Genomic DNA, 16,370 nt, shown 5'->3' with positions numbered 1-16,370 from the left:
CATGCGCATCGCCGTGTTCAGCGCCCGCCCCTATGACCAGCAGTTCCTGTCCGAGGCCAATGCGGGGCTTGAGCACGAGCTGGTGTTCTTCGAGGCGCCACTGTCGCCGGCCACCCGGCGTCTGGCGGCGGGATTTGAGGCTGTCTGCGTCTTCGTCAATGACGAACTCAATGCAGACCTGCTGCGGGACATGCAGGCCGAAGGCCTGCGACTGGTGGCCCTGCGCGCCTCGGGCTTCAACAATGTGGACGTCGCCGCCGCCCAGGATTGCAGGATCACCGTATGCCGGGTCCCGGCCTATTCCCCCCATGCGGTGGCCGAGCACACCCTGGCCCTGATCCTGACCCTCAATCGGAAGACCCACAGGGCCTTTAACCGGGTGCGCGAGGGGAACTTCGCCCTCGATGGCCTGCTCGGCTTTGACCTGAAGGGCAAGACCGCCGGGGTGGTGGGCACCGGCGCCATCGGTCAGATCGTCTGTGAGATTCTGCTCGGCTTCGGCTGTGAGGTTGTGGCCCACGATCCCAGCCCCAATCGGCAGCTTCTCGAGCAGGGCGTCACCTACCTGCCAGTGGAGGAATTGCTGTCGCGATGCGATATCGTCAGCCTGCACTGTCCTCTGACTGAGGCGACGCGGCACCTGATTGACGGCCCGGCGATCGCGCGGATGAAGCCCGGCGTCATGCTGATCAACACAAGCCGCGGGGCGGTGGTGGACACGGTCGCCGTGATCGCCGGGCTGAAGAGCGGGGCCGTCGGCAGCCTCGGGCTTGATGTCTATGAGGAGGAGGCGGGGCTGTTCTTCGAGGACCGCTCGGCGCGCTTCATCGACGATGATGTGTTCGCGCGCCTGCTGACCTTCCCCAATGTACTGGTCACCGGCCATCAGGCCTTCTTCACCCGCGAGGCGCTCGAGGCGATCGCACAGATTACGCTAGCCAATGTCACCGCCTTCGAATCCACCGGCCGCGCCCTGCATGAGGTGACCCTGGAGCCTGCCCCGGCCGCGCCGTGACCGCAGTCCTGGCGCTCCTGCCCCTGGGGGCGGTGGTCGGGTTGATGCTCGGCCTGAAGTGGCGGGCCGGTTCAGCGGGCCTGGCGGGGCTCGTCGTCGCCGTGGGGCTGGCCTGGACCGTCTTCGGGCTCGGTCAGGGACAGGCCGCGCCGTTTGGACCAGCCGGCATGTCCGGAGGAGCCCTCCTGGAGGCGGGCTTCACCAGTCTCTCCATCCTCTGGATCATCTTCCCGGCGCTGGTGCTGCATGAGCTTCAGTCGAGGTCGGGCGCCCTGCTGGTCCTGCGGGAAGCGGTGGGGCGTATCTCGCCCGATCCCAGGACCCAGGTGGTGTTGATCGCTTGGTTTTTTGGCCTGTTCATGGAGGGCGCAGCCGGGTTCGGCGTCCCTGTCGCCCTGACCGCACCCCTCCTGGCGGGGCTGGGCTTCCCCCCTGTGCGCGCGGTGGTTCTGGCCCTCCTCGGGCACGCGGCCGGCGTCTCGTTCGGCGCCTTGGGGACTCCGATCCTGGCCCAGGCCGAACTGATGGGGGCCTCAGCCCTCGCGATCGGGCAGGAGACCGCCCTTCTGAACCTGGCCCTTGGTTGGTTCCTGCTGGCGGCCCTGATCTGGCTCGCCGGCGAACGGCCCCCGACGGTGCGGGACGGGCTGATGGGGATCGCGGCGGCCGTCTGCTTCTACCTGCCCTTTCTGGCTCTGGCTCTGTGGGTGGGGCCCGAACTCCCGACGGCGGGCGGCGCGCTGATCGGCGGGGGGCTGTTCGCCCTGTTCAGCGCCAGGCGGCGCCGCCCAGAGGCGAGGGGGCGGCTGGATCTTCAGGGCCGGTCCGTCGTCCGGGCCCTGCTGCCCTACGGGGTGATCGTTCTGCTGGTGTTGGCGACGCGCCTGATTGGCCCTCTCGCCCAGACGCTCCAGGGTCTGGCGATCACCTGGTCGCTGGGGGAGGTGTTCGGTGGGCGTCTATCACCCCTCTATCATCCAGGGGGCGTTCTGGCCGCGGGGCTTGTGCTGGGGGGGATAGCCCAGGGCCGCAACTGGGGCGATTTCGCCGAGGCCGCCGCAGCGGCGGTCGCGCGCCTCGGACCGGTCGCTCTGGCCCTGTTTGTCATGCTCGCCCTGTCCCGGATCATGGTGCATTCCGGCATGATCGCGGCCCTGGCGGGGGCGGCGGCCGGATCGGCGGGAATCTGGCCGCTTCTGGCGCCGTCCATCGGGGCCTTGGGCGCCTTCGTGACCGGCTCGGCCACCGCCTCGAACATCCTGCTGACACCTTTCCAGACGGCGACGGCCGAGGCGCTAGACCTCCCGCAGACAAGGATGGCCGCCGCCCAGGGCGTGGGCGCAGGGGTCGGCAATATCATCAGTCCGCACAACATCATCGCCGGCGCCGCCACGGTCGGGCTGAAGGGCGAGGAAGGGGCGGTGCTACGCCAGACGGCTGGGATTTGCCTGTTCTATCTGGCCGCGGCAGGGGTCCTGGCTTTCCTGCTCACCTGACGATGAATCAGCTTCTCGAATTCGACCACGAACAGCAGAATCACGCCAACGGCGACGATCACCAGGCCGTCCCCCAGGGCGATCGGCCGGCTGCCGAAGACGCTCTGCAGCACCGGGGCGTAGGTGAAGGCCAACTGCGCGACGACCACGCCGGCCACACCCATCAGGACCGCCGGCGTGCCCAGCACCCCCTGCCAGGTCAGGGATGCGCCATGAACATAGCGGACGCTGAACAGGTAGAAGATCTCCATCACCACCAGGGTGTTCACCACCATGGTCCGAGCGGTCTCCACCGACAGGCCCCGGCCCACGGCCCAGGCGAAAATGCCAAACGCTCCGGCCACCATCAGGACCGAGACGAAGGTCACCCGCCAGAGCAGCCGTCCTGACAGGAGGCGCTGCTGGGCGGGGCGGGGCGGGCGGCGCATGACGCCGGGCTCTGGCGGCTCGAAGGCCAGGGTCAGACCAAGCGCCACGGCGGTGACCATGTTGATCCAGAGAATCTGCACCGGGGTCACCGGCAGGGTCAGGCCCAGGAGCAGCGCCAATATGATGGTCAGAGCCTCGCCCCCATTGGTGGGCAGGGTCCAGGTGATGACCTTGGTCAGATTGTCATAGACCGTCCGACCCTCGCGCACGGCCGAGACGATCGAGGCGAAGTTGTCGTCGGCCAGGACCATTTCGCTGGCCGCCTTGGCGGCCTCGGTGCCCTTGCCGCCCATGGCGACGCCGACATCGGCGCGCTTCAGAGCTGGCGCGTCATTGACCCCGTCGCCGGTCATGGCGATGACCGAGCCGTCGATCTGAAGCGCCTCGACGAGGCGCAGCTTGTGCTCGGGCGTCGTGCGGGCGAACACCGTGGCCACCCGCGCCTCCCGCCCGAAGTCTTCCTCGCTCAAGCCGTCGAGATCCTGGCCCGTGAGGGCGCGGGGCGCTTCGTCCAGGCCGAGCTGTATGGCGATGGCCCGGGCTGTGGCCACATGATCGCCCGTGATCATCTTGACGCGAATGCCGGCGTCCCGGCACTCGGCGATGGCCGCGATCGCCTCCGGCCGCGGGGGGTCGATCAGGCCGACCAGCCCCAGCAGGGTCAGCCCGGCGCCGACATCCTCACCGGTGATGGCCACGGTTCCGGCCGGCATGACCCGCTGGGCGAGGGCCAGCACCCGTTGTCCGTGAGCCGCCAGGGCTTCGATCTGGTCGCGCCAGCGGGCCTGGTCGATAGGCTCTGGTCCGCCCGGACCGGCGACCTGGCCGCACATCTCCAGCACCTGCTCCGGCGCGCCCTTCACATAGGCGATGGGAGGCTGACCCGGCCTATCGTTCAGGGTCGCCATGAATCGATGGCGGGTCTCGAACGGGATTTCATCCTGCCGTGGCCAGGCGTCGAGGGCGGCCGCGGAATCCAGTCCCGCCTTGCGCGCCAGGGACACCAGGGCGCCTTCCATCGGATCGCCATCGACCCGCCAGCCAGTTTCGGTGTTCGACAGGCGTGCGTCGTTGCACAACAGGGCCGCGCGGGCGAGATCCTGCAACACGGGATCGGCCAACGGGTCAGCCTGTCGCTTGTCGAGGCGGAATTCCCCAGTCGGAGCGTAGCCGGCGCCATCGACCTGATAGGTCCCCGCGGCGAGGACCACCGAGCTGACCATCATCTCGTTGCGGGTCAGGGTGCCCGTCTTGTCGGAACAGATCACCGATACCGCGCCAAGGGTCTCCACCGCGGGCAGCCGCCGGATGATGGCGTTCCGGCTCGCCATGCGCTGCACGCCAATGGCCAGGGTGATGGTCATGACGGCGGGGAGGCCCTCTGGAATCGCCGCCACGGCCAGGCCGACCACCACCATGAACGCCTCATTCAGCGGATACTTGGCGATCAGATGCGCATAGGCGAAGACGAAGGCCGAGGCGGCCAGGACCGCCACAGTGATCTGTTGGGCAAACCGGTTCATCTGCCGGACCAGGGGCGTGGTTAGCTGTTCCACGCCCCCGATCAGGGCGCCGATGCGGCCAAGCTCCGTATCGGGGCCAGTGGCGGTCACCACCCCAACGCCCTGGCCAGCGGCCACGAAGGCGCCGGAGAAGGCCATAGAGGTCCGGTCTCCCAAGGGCGCGTCCGCCGGGGCGGGGGCGACAGTCTTGTCCGTCGCCACGGACTCTCCGGTCAGGAGGGACTCGTCCATACGCAGGTTGCGAGACTTGATCAGGCGCAGGTCCGCCGGAACCTGATCGCCGGCCTCCAGCAGGACAAGGTCGCCAGGAACGACCGATCGCGCCTCGATGGTCATCCGTCGCCCGCCCCGGATCACCGAGGCGTGGGGCTGGATCATGCCGCGGATAGCCTCCAGGGACTTTTCGGCCCGGCCCTCCTGGATATAGCCGATCAGGGCGTTGGCCAGGACCACGGCCAGGATGACCAGGGCGTCGGTGACGTGGCCGATCACGGCCGCCAGCAGACCCGCGGCGATCAGCACATAGATCAGCAGGTTGTGGAACTGACGCAGAAAGGCCACCAGGGGGCGCCGACCGGGACCTTGCGGCAGGGCGTTGGGGCCGTGGCGCTCCAGCCGTCGGTCAGCCTCAGCAGGATCCAGGCCCTCTGGCGTTGTCTCCAGCTGTTCGAGGACGGCCGCTGGCTCCAGGGCGTGCCAGGGCTTTTGAGCGTGGCGCGCCGAGGCTGCTGCGGGGGGTCTTCTGGGCGTCTTCAGGGGCATGGTCTGTCCTTGAGGGCGGGACGTCTCCGCGCGACCGGCGAAGACGGCCCGCCGAGATCACTAGGGCGATCCCACGGTGCTTGACCTGTGCGCCTTGGCAAGGCCGGGCCGACCCGGGTCTTGACTCCCCCCTGGCCCGCCGCCATACACCGCCTCTTCCCACCGGCGGGTCTCCGCGCGGTGCGAGATCTATTACGGGTGATACGGATCCCGCCGTTGCGATCGCGCCTCCAGTCTCGGAAGCGCCGGGCCGTGTCGATGATGAAGAGTGATCCATGACCAAGCGTCATTCCGCGAAGTACAAGCTCGACCGCCGTATGGGCGAGAACATCTGGGGCCGCGCCAAGTCGCCGGTGAACCAGCGCTCCTACGGCCCTGGCCAGCACGGCCAGCGCCGCAAGTCCAAGGTCTCCGATTTCGGCCTGCAGCTGCGCGCCAAGCAGAAGCTGAAGGGCTATTACGGCAGCCTGACCGAAAAGCAGTTCAGCCGCACCTATACCGAGGCCGCGCGCCGCAAGGGCAACACCTCGGAAAACCTCATCGCCCTGCTGGAATCGCGCCTGGATGCGGTGGTCTATCGCGCCAAGTTCGTGCCGACCGTCTTCGCTTCCCGTCAGTTCGTGAACCATGGCCACGTCCTGGTGAACGGCAAGCGCGTCAACATCCCGTCCTATCGCGTCAAGGCCGGCGACGTCGTCGAGGTGCGTGAGCGTTCGCGCAACATGGCCCTGGTGCTGGAAGCCCAGGCCTCGGGCGAGCGCGAGGTTCCTGACTATATCGAACTCGACGCCAAGGGCCTGTCGGCCAAGTTCATCCGTGCGCCGGAACTGGCCGAAGTGCCCTATCCGGTGAAGATGGAGCCGAACCTCGTGGTCGAATTCTACGCCTCCTAAGGCGTCGAACACCTGCGACTTTGAAGGGCCTCGGAGCAATCCGGGGCCCTTTTTCGTGCCAGCCCCCCGAGTCGGTCTGGTCTGGTGGGGACGGGTCAGGCTTTGCCCTATCTGGCGCATATCCGGACGCGACGCCGCAGCGGGCGCATGGCCAGTTGACCGCGCCTCATGGCCCCACTATCTGGGCGGCTCGGTCCGGGCCCCTCTGGTCGCGACGGCGGTCGCGATGATGTCGGATCTTCACTCTCCAGGCGCAGACGCAGGGCCGTGACTATGAGAGGTGCGGGGTCCGATGGACGCTCTCCTGCTATTTTTCCAATCGCCGTTCCTCGGCCACGCGACTTGGCTGTGGCTGCTGTTCCTCGGTATCGTGCTGACGGTGCTGACCCTCGATCTCGGGGTGTTCAACCGCAAGGACCACATCATCGGTCCGGCGGAGTCGGTGAAGGCGGCGTCGGCCTATATCGCGCTTGGCCTGAGCTTCGGGGCGTGGATCTGGTTTGACCTGGGGTCCGAAAAGGCCGTCGAGTACTATACCGGCTACCTGCTCGAGCTGACGCTCGCCCTCGACAATGTCTTCGTCATTTCCCTGATCCTGGCCTATTTCGCCGTACCGCGGGAATTGCAGCACCGGGTGCTGTTCTGGGGCATCCTCGGGGTGATCGTCCTGCGGGCGATCATGATCGGGCTCGGCGCGGCCCTCGTGACGAACTTCGCCTGGGTGCTCTACATCTTCGCCGCCTTCCTGCTGTTCACCGGCGCCAAGATGCTCAAGGAGTCGTTCAGCGCCGACGCGGGCGAGGCCAATGACCTCAGCGGGAATGCGATCCTGAAGTGGTTGCGCACGCGGCTTCGGGTGACCGACGACTTCCAGGGCTCGAAGTTCTTCGTCCGCCAGCCGCATCCGACGACGGGCAAGCTGGTGCTGTTCGCCACACCCCTGTTCCTGGCCCTGGTGCTGGTGGAGTTCGCAGACCTGGTGTTCGCGGTGGACTCCGTGCCCGCCATCTTCGCCATCACCCAGGACCCCTACATCGTCTACACCTCCAACATCTTCGCCATCCTGGGCCTGCGCGCGCTCTATTTCGCCCTGGAGAACGCCGTCCACCGCTTCCACTATCTGAAGGTGGCCCTGGCCCTGGTGCTGATCTTCATCGGCTTCAAGATCTTCGCCGGCGACCTGTTCTTCGGCGGCAAGTTCCCGGCCCCCTGGTCCCTGGCCATCACAGTCAGCCTGCTGGCCGGCGGGGTGATCTTCTCGCTGCTCAAGCCCAAGCATCCCAAGGGTGGGATCGAGGGCGCTGGGTCCTGACCCTGGTCGGGTCTCCGTCGGCCTGCCAAGCTTGGTCAGGCCGACGGAGATTCACATGGACATCGACCCCGAAATCGCCCGGACCCTGGGCTTTCCGAAGCTGAAATACGCCCATGTGGAGCGGGAACGGCGCTGGCTCTGCGCGCGGCTGCCGGACTCGCCGGTCGTCTCCGCCGACGCCATCACCGATCTCTATGTGGAGGGTTCACGCCTGCGGCTGCGGGAGGCGCGGCCTCTGGATGGCGGACCGGTCATGCGCCGTCTGGGACGGAAGGGCGATCTGGACGCCGCCCACCGGCTGATCACGTCGATCTACCTTTCAGAAGGCGAGTTCGCGCTGCTGGCCCGTCTGCCGGGGCGGCGCATCGAGAAGGTCCGTCACCGCCTGGCGCCCATCGAGGGGCGGACCTTCGGCGTCGATGTCTTTGCGGGCGCTCTGGCGGGCCTGGTCCTGTCGGAACGGGAATTCGAGAGCGACGAAGAAATGGCCGCCTGTCCCCACCCGCCCTTCGCCCTGCGGGAGGTGACGCAGGACCCGCGCTATGCCGGGGGTTGGCTGGCGGCGCATGGGCTTCCGCCGGAAGAGGGCGCGATGTGACCCGGGCGGCCTTTTCCCGCGGGCCCAGATGTGGCCGAGTACGGGCATGACACGCCGCTTTCTGATGATGGCCTCGGTCGCCGCCCTGCTGGCCGGCTGCGCCACGGTCCCGCCGCCGCCGATCCTGGCGCCTTCTGGCCACCCCCTAGCGGAGTTGGAGCCGCTCTACGCCGCAGACGCCGGCCGGCGGGAGCTGACCATCAAGGTGGCCTCCAACGGCTGCACCACCAAGGCCGACTTCGCCTTCTATGTGGAGCGCCAGGGGGAGGCGGTGACCCTGGCCTTCGGCCGCAGGCGGGTGGACGGATGCCAGTCCCTAGTGGCCGGACATGTGGAGCTGGCCTTCAGCTATGCGGAGCTTGGCCTTGAACCCCGCGATCCGGTGTTCCTGCTCAATCCGCTGGTCGCCTGGCCTGGGCTCTAACTGGGCTGGCGCGCTCGGCGGCCTCTCAGGCCGCGACTGGCGCGCACCAAGGCGAGGGCGATGAGGGCGGCCACGAGACCGGCCAGACCAAAGGCGATGAATGGCAGGAAGACCGCCAGCAGGCTCAAGAGGCCCGACAGGACATCCTCCACCAGCGACAAGACGGGATTGGCGAGGCCGCCGGTGGTGGCGGTGGAAATCGGTCGCGCCGCCGCCCGGCTGCCGTGAAAGCCTCCAGCCACCACCAGTCCGGCGATAGCGGCGAGGGCGGGGTGCAGATCAGTGAGCACATTCTGCTGGCTGGCGAACAGGACCGCACCGGCCAAGGGACTGATCAGGGCGCCGACCCCATGCCAGGCGGTGTCGACGGCCGGGATCTTGTCGGCGACGAAATCAACCACCGCCAGGGCGGCGATGATCCCCAACATCCAGGGCTGGGTCAGGACATCGAAGGGCTCAGCCAGCCGCAGCAGGTCGGTGTAGCGCGCCACCAGGCCGACGGTGAGCAGGGGGACATAGGCGTTGAAGCCTGCCGCGCTGGCCAGGCCAAAGGCCGAGAAGAGACTGCCGAAACCGTCCATGAACCGCCTCCCGCGGGCCTATCATGCCGCAAGCCCGGCCGAAGTCGAAGCCCTAGCCGAAACGGGCCACGAGTTCGGCCGGCACGCGGCGCGGGCGGCCGCTCGCCCTGTCGATCAGGCACCAGACCGTGCGCACCTGGGCGCACATGGCGCCGTCGGGGCCGTCTATGCGAACGAATCGGTCAAAGCGCGGACCCTCTGCCCTGTCAGACACCCAGGTCCGGCCCAAGGCCGTCTCGCCCGGCAGCAAGGCGCGGCGATAGTCGACCTCATGGCGCAGGGCGACCCAGGCCAGCGCCTCGGACTCCGCCGAGGCGGCGGCTGAGTCCCAGTGGGCGATGGCGAGGTCCTGGGCCCAGCCCAGATAGACCACGTTGTTCACGTGGCCATTGGCGTCGATGTCAGTGGAGGTCGGGGTGAAGCTGCGTGAGAAAACCCGTCGCCCCGGCGGGGGCTCGAAGGTTCGGCTCACGCGGCCAGGACGCCCTGCTCGCTGAGGAAGGGCTTCAACTCGCCGTTCTGGAACATCTCGCGGATGATGTCAGAGCCACCGACAAACTCGCCCTTCACATAGAGCTGGGGGATGGTCGGCCAGTCGGTGAAGGTCTTGATCCCGTCGCGCAGGGAGTCGTCCTGCAGGACATCGACGCCCACGAAATCCACGCCCAGATGGTCAAGGATCTGCACCACGAGGCCAGAGAAGCCGCAACGGGGCTGTTCGGGCACGCCCTTCATGAACAGCACGACCTGATGGTCCTGCAGGGTCTTGGCGATGAAGGTGTGGGCGGGATCGGTCATGGCCTCGCTCATGGGAACGGCCTTTTCTGTGGGAGTCAGTTTCATCAGACAGCTAGGGAGGCGCAGTCGCCGGGTCAAGACGGCCTCAGGCCTGTCGGGCTTCCGGAGGGGTGTCGATCCTCGCCATTTCGATCTGGGCGGCCAGCCCCGTAGGCAGTTCGCGGTCGGGGACGGCGGCCAGACGTTCGATCACCTCGGGGCGATGAGCTTCGATCTGGATGCAGGCCAAGGCAGGTTCGGTCAGGGCATAGGCCAGGCAGAGTTCGTCGGCCTCCCAGTTGCGGGTCTCATGGAGAAAGCCATAGGCGCCGACGGAGGCGGCCGAGGGTCCACTACGCCGGAACAGGGAGGCTTTAGCGTGGGCCTGGGCCGGCGGGCGGCAAAGCTCGGGCGGGAAGGCGTCGAATCCGGTGATGGACATGTTGAGATTCGCCGCCTCGCGAATGCGGCGGCGAATGTTCCAGCCTGAGGTCAGATTGAACGGCGAGGACAGGGCGTCAAAGGCGCCCGTCGCCACGGCCTGGTCCACCAGGGGACTGGCGCCGCTGACGCCGATCTGCAGGGCCAGGCCTGCGTTCTTCACATCCTCCAGCATCCGGGCGCCCTCGGCGCTCAGGGTCGCATAGGCGGCCTCGTCCAGGCTCAGCAGGTCGAAATAGCCAGCGCCGGTCTGGGTCAGACCATTGCGCACCGCGTCCTCAATGGCCCGGGCGTCGGTGGGGGTCCGGCCGTCGCCACAGATGCGCCAGGCCACGAACAGAAGGCGGCGCTCGACATCCTCCACCGCGTGGCGAAACCCCACCGCGAGGGGTTCCACGCCCGCTTCAACCTCAAACGCGTTGATGCCGCACTCCATGGCGCTGACGGTCAGCACCCGCCAGGCGCTGGCCGGCTGGACCTTGCCATGGTCGCGCAGCAGAAGGCTCAAGGCCGAGACCGCCTTGCCTGAAATGCCGAAGGGGCGGTAGCGCATTGCTTCCCCGCCTAGCCTGGAATGGAGGTCTCAAGCGCCAGGGCGTGCAGTTCGCCGCCCATCTTGCCCTTCAGCGCCGCATAGACCAGCTGGTGCTGACGAATCCGCGGCAGACCTGCGAACGCCTGGGAGACAATACGCGCGCGGTAGTGGTCGCCGTCGCCGGCCAGATCCTCAATAGTGATCTGGGCGTCGGGAAAGGCCTCCCGCAGGGAGGCTTCCAGATCGGTCTGGGTCATGGGCATGGGCGCGCTCTCTTCCAACAGAGTTTATGGCGCGAAAAGGATTAACGCCCCCATAGCAAACGCACCACCGGCGGCGGTGGCGTGGGCCTAGGTTGTCGGTTCCACAGCGCGGTCCTCGGCATCCGACAGCGCTTCGGCGGCCTCGGGATTGATCGCCTGGGCTGGACGCCGGGGCTTGGAGAAGGGCGTTGGCTGCGGGGTGACCATATTGCCGCGCATCAGGCCGCGACCGGCCTCGATCCCGCTGACCAGTTGCAGCTCGAACCGCGCCTCGTCCTGGCGGCGGACCTCGGCCAGGGTCTCGGCGGCCTCGTCGGGCTCGACCCCGAGATCGAGCAACAGACGCTCACCCATCGCCATCGCCGACTCGAAGGTTTCGCGGATCTGGAAGTCGACGCCGGCCTGCACCAGGCGCATGGAATGGCCGCGGTCATAGGCGCGGACGAACAGCTTGGCGTGGGGAAACTCGGCCTTGACCAGTTGAACGATGTGGTCGGCCACCTCGGGCTTGTCGATCCCGACCATGATCGCCTCGGCGGTCTCGGCGCCTGAGGCGCGCAGCACGTCAAGCCGGGCGCCGTCGCCATAATAGACCTTGAAGCCGAAATTGCCGGCGGCCTGGATCATCTCCACGTCGTTCTCGATCAGCGAGATCTCGAAACCCCGGGCCAGCAGAGGCTGGCTGACCAACTGGCTGAAGCGGCCAAAGCCGATCAGCAGCACCTGGCCCTGCAGGCCGTTGGCTTCCTCGACCCCGTCCATCGAGAGTCTGAGGGTTGGGGTGAGGTGGTCGAGGAGGATGATCACCAGGGGCGTCAGGGCCATCGACAGGATGACGATGGCGGTCAAAATCGCGCTGGTGCGCGGATCGATCACCCCGCCGGCCAGGGCTGCGGCATAGAGGACGAAGGCGAACTCCCCGCCCTGGGCGAACAGGGCCGCCCGCTCCAGAGACTCCCGGGGGCCGGCCCGGAACAGCCGGGCGACCCCATAGATGCCCGCCGCCTTCACGGCCATGAAAACGACCACACCGCCGGCGATCAGCGCCCAGGACTCCGTCACCACGGCGAGGTTGAGCGACATGCCCACGCTGATGAAGAAGAGCCCCAGCAGCAGGCCGCGGAAGGGTTCGATATCGGCCTCCAGCTGGTGACGGAAGGTCGATTCTGACAGCAGCACGCCAGCCATGAAGGCGCCCATGGCCATGGACAGACCGCCCCAATCGAGGAAGAGGGCCGAGCCCAGGACCACCAGCAGGGCCGCAGCCGTCAGAATTTCCCGGGCTCCGGCCCTGGCCAGCAGGCGGAAGAAGGGGTTGAGGAGCCACTTGCCGGCCGCCAGCAGGGCCGCCAGCACGCCGATGGCCATGAGGATGGACAGCCAGACCGGCCGTGCCGCCTCGTCGGTCTGTCCCGACAGAGAGGCCAGCACCGCGACCATGGCCAGGAGCGGCACAACGGCCAGGTCTTCCAGCAGCAGGATCGACACCGCCCGCTGGCCGGCCGGCGCCGCGGTCTGGCCGCGCTCGTCGAGCATCTTCATGATCACGGCGGTGGAGGAGAGCACAAAGCCGCTGGCCCCGATCAGCGCGGCGGCCGACGGAAGGCCGGCCAGGACGCCGATTCCCGACAGGAGGGCCGCGCAGACCACCACCTGGACTGCCCCCAGGCCGAAGATTTCCCGGCGCAGATTCCACAGCTTGGCCGGCCGCATCTCCAGGCCGATGATGAACAGGAACATCACGACGCCGAGCTCAGCCACATGCAGGATGGTCTCAGGCTCGGAGATCAAAGCCAGGCCGAACGGGCCGATGATCAGGCCGGCCGCCAGATAACCCAGCACAGACCCCAACTGCAGCTTGCGAAACAGCGTCACGGCGATGACCGCGGCGCCCAGCAGCACCACCGCATGCCCAAGGTTTAGCCCCGCCGCGTCTGTCGCCATCCGCCCGTCTCCAACCAAGCCCCAGGCGCCCCCGCCAGCGCCCCTTATCCAGCTAGGCGCTCAAGGGCTCAAGCGCCACCCCGCGGGCAGGCCGCCGATGGCTGGGCAATGCCTTCGCCAGCTTCAGCCGGAGTGAGAGTCGCCGCTTTCTACGACCTGCGCCGGTGCCAATTTGGCCTCTTTGCAGCGGCAGGGCGGTGAGCGGGGGAGGCCCCTGAAATGGAGAATGCCACCCTTGGTCATGCCCTTGTGACAGAGGGCGACTAAGGTGTAGGGCCACATCCGGACACTATCCTCACCTGATCCAGCACTGGGGCCGACGATCAACGACCTTGAGCGGGACTACCCCGACCACACCCAGGCGATGGGCTACGAGCATGGCGATGAGCCGCCGTCCAATACCTCAGCCAACCGCAATTTCTATGAGGTGATGGAGGCCCGCGTCGGGCGCCGGGGCGTCCTGATGGGCGGTCTGGCGGCCATGGTCACGGGCCTGATCGGCGGATCGATCTCGGGTCGCCCAGCCGCGGCGCAGACCCGGCAAAGCCTTCTGGGGTTCAAGGCCGTCCCGGTCAGCTATCAGGACAAGGTTGTTGTGCCTGAGGGTTACCGCTTCCAGGTGCTGGGCGTCACCGGCACGCCGATTTCCGGCGACATGCCCGCCTCAGCGCCGGGCGCCAATACCGGGGCTGATCAGGAGCACCAGATCGGCCAGCACCACGATGGGATGCACTTCTTCCCGATCGACGGCTCCTCGAGCGACGGGTTCATTGTCGTGAACCATGAATATGTGGAGCCGCGTTTTCTCCACGCCGAGAAGCCCGCTTACAAGGGCAAGCCGGTCGGGACCTATAGCGTCGCCTATGACGCCGAGGGCCGGCGGGACGATGACGAGGTGCGGATGGAGATCGCCGCCCATGGGGTGTCGGTCTATCGTGCCGCCCGCCAGGCTGATGGCGCCTGGGCTGTGGTCGCCGATCCGCGCAACCGCCGGATCACCGCCGGCACGCCGGTTGAGATCAGTGGCCCGATGCGCGGGACCTCCCACGTGCAAACCCGCTTCAGCCCCGATGGTCTTCGGGCCCGCGGCACGCTGAACAACTGCTCCCACGGGGTCACGCCCTGGAACACCTATCTGGCCGCCGAGGAGAACTGGGCCGGATATTTCAGCAACACCGACCAGATCGACCAGAAGCCTGACCTGCCGCGGGAGCACGCGCGGTACGGCGTTTCGACCAATCCGAAGGGCGGCCGCTTCGGCTGGCATCTGGCGATGTCGGAAGCCGACGAATTCGTCCGCTTTGACGCCTCGGCCAAGGGGGCCTCGGCCACGGACGATTATCGCAACGAGCCCAACACCATGGGCTGGATGGTCGAGATCGATCCGTTCAATCCGCAGGCCGCGCCGATCAAGCGCACCCATCTGGGCCGCTTCGCCCATGAGGGCGTGGTGTTTGCGCCGGCCGTCCCGGGCCAGCCGGTGGTCTGCTATTCAGGCGACGACTCCCGGTTCGAGTACATTTACCGGTTTGTGTCGCGGGACGCCTTTGCGCCGGGCCAGACCGACGGCTCCATTCTCGATCACGGCACCCTCTATGTGGCGCGGTTTGACGATGACGGCGGCGGAGCGTGGCTGGCCCTGGCCCCTGGCGAGAACGGCCTGACCCCTGAAAACGGCTTTGCCGATCTGGCCGACATCCTGGTCAATACCCGCCTGGCGGCCGATCATGTCGGCGCCACGAAGATGGACCGCCCGGAGTGGGGCGCCGTCGATCCCAACAGCGGCGCGGTCTATTTCACCCTGACCAACAATGTGCGCCGGACCCCGGCCCAGGTGGACGCGGCCAATCCACGGGCGGCGAACAATTTCGGCCAGATCGTACGCTGGCGCTACAGTGGCGGCGACCACACGGCGGCCAGCTTCGCCTGGGACCTGTTCTTGATCGCCGGCGACGCCAGCACCTCGACCATGGCCAACGGCGCGGCGCTGAACGAGGACAACATCTTCGCCTGCCCAGATGGCCTGTGGTTCGACGCCCAGTCTCGCCTGTGGATCCAGTCCGACATGGGCGACATCGGCCCCGCCTATGACGGCCCGCTCAAGCCCTTCGGGATGAACATGCTGCTGGCGGCGGATCCGGCCACTGGCGAGATCAGGCGGTTCATGACCGGTCCCTGGGGTCAGGAATGCACCGGCGTCGTCACCACGCCGGACGGCAGGACCATGTTCGTCAACTTCCAGCACCCCGGCGCCCACGCCACCTCGGCCCAGTTCGCGGCCGGGGATTACGGCTCGGGCTTCCCCGACTACACCGGCGCCGTACCTCGCTCGGCCACGGTAGTGATCACCAAGATCGATGGCGGGGTGATCGGGACCTGAGGCCTGCCAGGACCTCCTAGAAGATCAGCGACTGATGGGCGCCGATGCCGGCCATGACCCCGGCGGCCGAGGCCAGGGTGGCGTGGTGCATCGGGCTGGCGGCGTCGCCGGCGCTGTAGACGCCAGGGACGGTGGTCAGTTGCCCGGCTTCCAGCTTCACATGCGGCCCGGTCATGCCGTCGTCGAAGGCGCAGCCCAGCTGTTCGGCCAGGGGGCTGGCGGGCGCGGTCTTCGGGGCGGTGAAGATGGCCTCCAGGGCCACGGTTCGACCATCGGCCAGACGTACGCCGGCGATGGCGGGATGATCGCCGAGAACCTCGACGACGGGGGTGGTCTCCACCCCCACGCCCCGGGCGGCGAGCTTGGCGGCCAGTTCGGCGTCGAGGGGGATCATTCCTTGGGTGAAGAAGGTGGTCGGCCCCCAGTCGGGCAGCATCAGGGCCTGATGGCTGGACAGGGGATGGTTGGCCAGCACGCCGATGCGGCGGTCGCGGACCTCATAGCCGTGGCAATAGGGGCAATGCATGACGCTCTGACCCCACCGCTCGGTCAGGCCTGGAATGTCGGGCAGGGTGTCGGCGACGCCGGTGGCCAGGACCAGCCGGCGGGCGGCATGGACCTCCTCGCCCTCCAGCGCCACCTCAAACCGGTCGAGTTCCCCTGTGGCTGAGGTCGCGCGGCCATGGATAAAGTCCACGCTCGGATAGGCGCTGAGCTGGCGCAGGGCCTCGCGCATGATGGCCGCGGGCGCGGCCCCGTCCTGGCCCAGGAAACCGTGGGAGGCCGCGGCGAAGCGGTTGCGGGGCAGGCCTGCGTCCACCACCAGGATCGGCCGGCGCGCCCGGGCGAGCTGCAGGGCCGCCGACATGCCGGCGAAGCCGCCGCCGAGGATGATGACGTCATAGGGCATGGAAAAACTCCTGATCTTGGTCCGCGGTCAATCTCGCCGCTTCAGAAGTTACATGATGGGGTGCGGGCGCCGATCACGCAACTCCTG

The 16,370-nt window shown here is 67.6% G+C and carries 15 protein-coding genes; 7 read left to right on the top strand and 8 right to left on the bottom strand.

Features of this window, described 5'->3' with window-relative positions; translation table 11 throughout:
* Position 1: 1 nt before the first annotated feature.
* Both Q8K84_RS13935 and Q8K84_RS13930 read left to right on the top strand, forming a co-directional pair.
* Complete coding sequence (locus Q8K84_RS13935; RefSeq protein WP_305283297.1) at positions 2–1,015, top strand: 2-hydroxyacid dehydrogenase; 1,014 nt, start codon at positions 2–4, stop codon at positions 1,013–1,015.
* The gene (locus Q8K84_RS13930; RefSeq protein ID WP_305283296.1) at positions 1,012–2,511 is read left to right on the top strand and encodes an L-lactate permease; all 1,500 of its coding nucleotides are present in this window, start codon (positions 1,012–1,014) and stop codon (positions 2,509–2,511) included. The genes Q8K84_RS13935 and Q8K84_RS13930 overlap by 4 nt, the downstream gene beginning before the upstream one ends.
* On the opposite strand, the gene Q8K84_RS13925 is transcribed toward Q8K84_RS13930, so the two are convergent.
* Positions 2,469–5,225 (bottom strand): cation-transporting P-type ATPase, encoded by a 2,757-nt coding sequence (locus tag Q8K84_RS13925; RefSeq protein WP_305283295.1) that lies wholly within the window; start codon positions 5,223–5,225, stop codon positions 2,469–2,471. The genes Q8K84_RS13930 and Q8K84_RS13925 overlap by 43 nt on opposite strands.
* A 275-nt stretch (positions 5,226–5,500) precedes the next feature.
* On the opposite strand from Q8K84_RS13925, the gene rpsD reads away from it, so the two are divergent.
* The 4 genes from rpsD to Q8K84_RS13905 all read left to right on the top strand — a co-directional run bounded on the left by rpsD (position 5,501) and on the right by Q8K84_RS13905 (position 8,452).
* Complete coding sequence (rpsD, locus tag Q8K84_RS13920) at positions 5,501–6,118, top strand: 30S ribosomal protein S4 (RefSeq protein ID WP_305283294.1); 618 nt, start codon at positions 5,501–5,503, stop codon at positions 6,116–6,118.
* Between the two features lie 292 nt (positions 6,119–6,410).
* Positions 6,411–7,430, top strand: coding sequence for a TerC family protein (locus Q8K84_RS13915; RefSeq protein ID WP_305283293.1), 1,020 nt, complete (start codon positions 6,411–6,413; stop codon positions 7,428–7,430).
* A 55-nt stretch (positions 7,431–7,485) separates the two neighbouring features.
* Positions 7,486–8,028, top strand: coding sequence for a hypothetical protein (locus Q8K84_RS13910; protein ID WP_305283292.1), 543 nt, complete (start codon positions 7,486–7,488; stop codon positions 8,026–8,028).
* A gap of 46 nt (positions 8,029–8,074) precedes the next feature.
* Positions 8,075–8,452 carry a hypothetical protein gene (locus tag Q8K84_RS13905; RefSeq protein ID WP_305283291.1) on the top strand — a complete coding sequence of 126 codons (378 nt, stop codon included), beginning with the start codon at positions 8,075–8,077 and terminating at the stop codon, positions 8,450–8,452.
* Here the strand turns inward: Q8K84_RS13905 and Q8K84_RS13900 are convergent.
* From Q8K84_RS13900 to Q8K84_RS13875, 6 genes are all read right to left on the bottom strand, one after another.
* Entirely contained in the window at positions 8,449–9,033 is a 585-nt protein-coding gene (locus Q8K84_RS13900) for a DUF4126 domain-containing protein (RefSeq protein WP_305283290.1), read from the bottom strand. The genes Q8K84_RS13905 and Q8K84_RS13900 overlap by 4 nt on opposite strands.
* 52 nt (positions 9,034–9,085) lie before the next feature.
* Positions 9,086–9,505, bottom strand: coding sequence for a thioesterase family protein (locus tag Q8K84_RS13895; RefSeq protein WP_305283289.1), 420 nt, complete (start codon positions 9,503–9,505; stop codon positions 9,086–9,088).
* Positions 9,502–9,843 (bottom strand): Grx4 family monothiol glutaredoxin, encoded by a 342-nt coding sequence (gene grxD / locus Q8K84_RS13890; RefSeq protein ID WP_305283288.1) that lies wholly within the window; start codon positions 9,841–9,843, stop codon positions 9,502–9,504. Before grxD ends, Q8K84_RS13895 begins: the two co-directional genes overlap by 4 nt.
* 73 nt (positions 9,844–9,916) lie before the next feature.
* Positions 9,917–10,804, bottom strand: coding sequence for a hypothetical protein (locus tag Q8K84_RS13885; protein ID WP_305283287.1), 888 nt, complete (start codon positions 10,802–10,804; stop codon positions 9,917–9,919).
* Positions 10,805–10,815: 11 nt separating this feature from the next.
* Positions 10,816–11,049: a BolA family transcriptional regulator gene (locus tag Q8K84_RS13880; protein ID WP_305283286.1), complete on the bottom strand. Its 234-nt coding sequence runs from the start codon at positions 11,047–11,049 to the stop codon at positions 10,816–10,818.
* 87 nt (positions 11,050–11,136) lie between these two features.
* Positions 11,137–12,993 (bottom strand): monovalent cation:proton antiporter-2 (CPA2) family protein, encoded by a 1,857-nt coding sequence (locus Q8K84_RS13875; RefSeq protein ID WP_305283285.1) that lies wholly within the window; start codon positions 12,991–12,993, stop codon positions 11,137–11,139.
* A 364-nt stretch (positions 12,994–13,357) separates the two neighbouring features.
* On the opposite strand from Q8K84_RS13875, the gene Q8K84_RS13870 reads away from it, so the two are divergent.
* The gene (locus tag Q8K84_RS13870) at positions 13,358–15,373 is read left to right on the top strand and encodes a PhoX family phosphatase (protein WP_305283284.1); all 2,016 of its coding nucleotides are present in this window, start codon (positions 13,358–13,360) and stop codon (positions 15,371–15,373) included.
* Between the two features lie 16 nt (positions 15,374–15,389).
* Here the strand turns inward: Q8K84_RS13870 and Q8K84_RS13865 are convergent, their stop codons facing one another.
* Positions 15,390–16,283: an NAD(P)/FAD-dependent oxidoreductase gene (locus tag Q8K84_RS13865; RefSeq protein WP_305283283.1), complete on the bottom strand. Its 894-nt coding sequence runs from the start codon at positions 16,281–16,283 to the stop codon at positions 15,390–15,392.
* Positions 16,284–16,370 lie beyond the last annotated feature (87 nt).

The sequence above is a fragment of the Phenylobacterium sp. genome (assembly GCF_030679875.1).
GTDB lineage: Bacteria > Pseudomonadota > Alphaproteobacteria > Caulobacterales > Caulobacteraceae > Phenylobacterium.
This window is presented reverse-complemented; position numbering and strand designations above follow the sequence as displayed.

Coding starts and splice junctions, on each gene's coding strand:
- Q8K84_RS13935 (WP_305283297.1), top strand. CDS start 2: ATGCGCATCGCCGTGTTCAGCGCCCGCCCCTATGACCAGCAGTTCCTG.
- Q8K84_RS13925 (WP_305283295.1), bottom strand. CDS start 5,225: ATGCCCCTGAAGACGCCCAGAAGACCCCCCGCAGCAGCCTCGGCGCGC.
- rpsD (WP_305283294.1), top strand. CDS start 5,501: ATGACCAAGCGTCATTCCGCGAAGTACAAGCTCGACCGCCGTATGGGC.
- Q8K84_RS13915 (WP_305283293.1), top strand. CDS start 6,411: ATGGACGCTCTCCTGCTATTTTTCCAATCGCCGTTCCTCGGCCACGCG.
- Q8K84_RS13910 (WP_305283292.1), top strand. CDS start 7,486: ATGGACATCGACCCCGAAATCGCCCGGACCCTGGGCTTTCCGAAGCTG.
- Q8K84_RS13905 (WP_305283291.1), top strand. CDS start 8,075: ATGACACGCCGCTTTCTGATGATGGCCTCGGTCGCCGCCCTGCTGGCC.
- Q8K84_RS13900 (WP_305283290.1), bottom strand. CDS start 9,033: ATGGACGGTTTCGGCAGTCTCTTCTCGGCCTTTGGCCTGGCCAGCGCG.
- grxD (WP_305283288.1), bottom strand. CDS start 9,843: ATGAGCGAGGCCATGACCGATCCCGCCCACACCTTCATCGCCAAGACC.
- Q8K84_RS13885 (WP_305283287.1), bottom strand. CDS start 10,804: ATGCGCTACCGCCCCTTCGGCATTTCAGGCAAGGCGGTCTCGGCCTTG.
- Q8K84_RS13880 (WP_305283286.1), bottom strand. CDS start 11,049: ATGCCCATGACCCAGACCGATCTGGAAGCCTCCCTGCGGGAGGCCTTT.
- Q8K84_RS13875 (WP_305283285.1), bottom strand. CDS start 12,993: ATGGCGACAGACGCGGCGGGGCTAAACCTTGGGCATGCGGTGGTGCTG.
- Q8K84_RS13870 (WP_305283284.1), top strand. CDS start 13,358: ATGGGCTACGAGCATGGCGATGAGCCGCCGTCCAATACCTCAGCCAAC.
- Q8K84_RS13865 (WP_305283283.1), bottom strand. CDS start 16,283: ATGCCCTATGACGTCATCATCCTCGGCGGCGGCTTCGCCGGCATGTCG.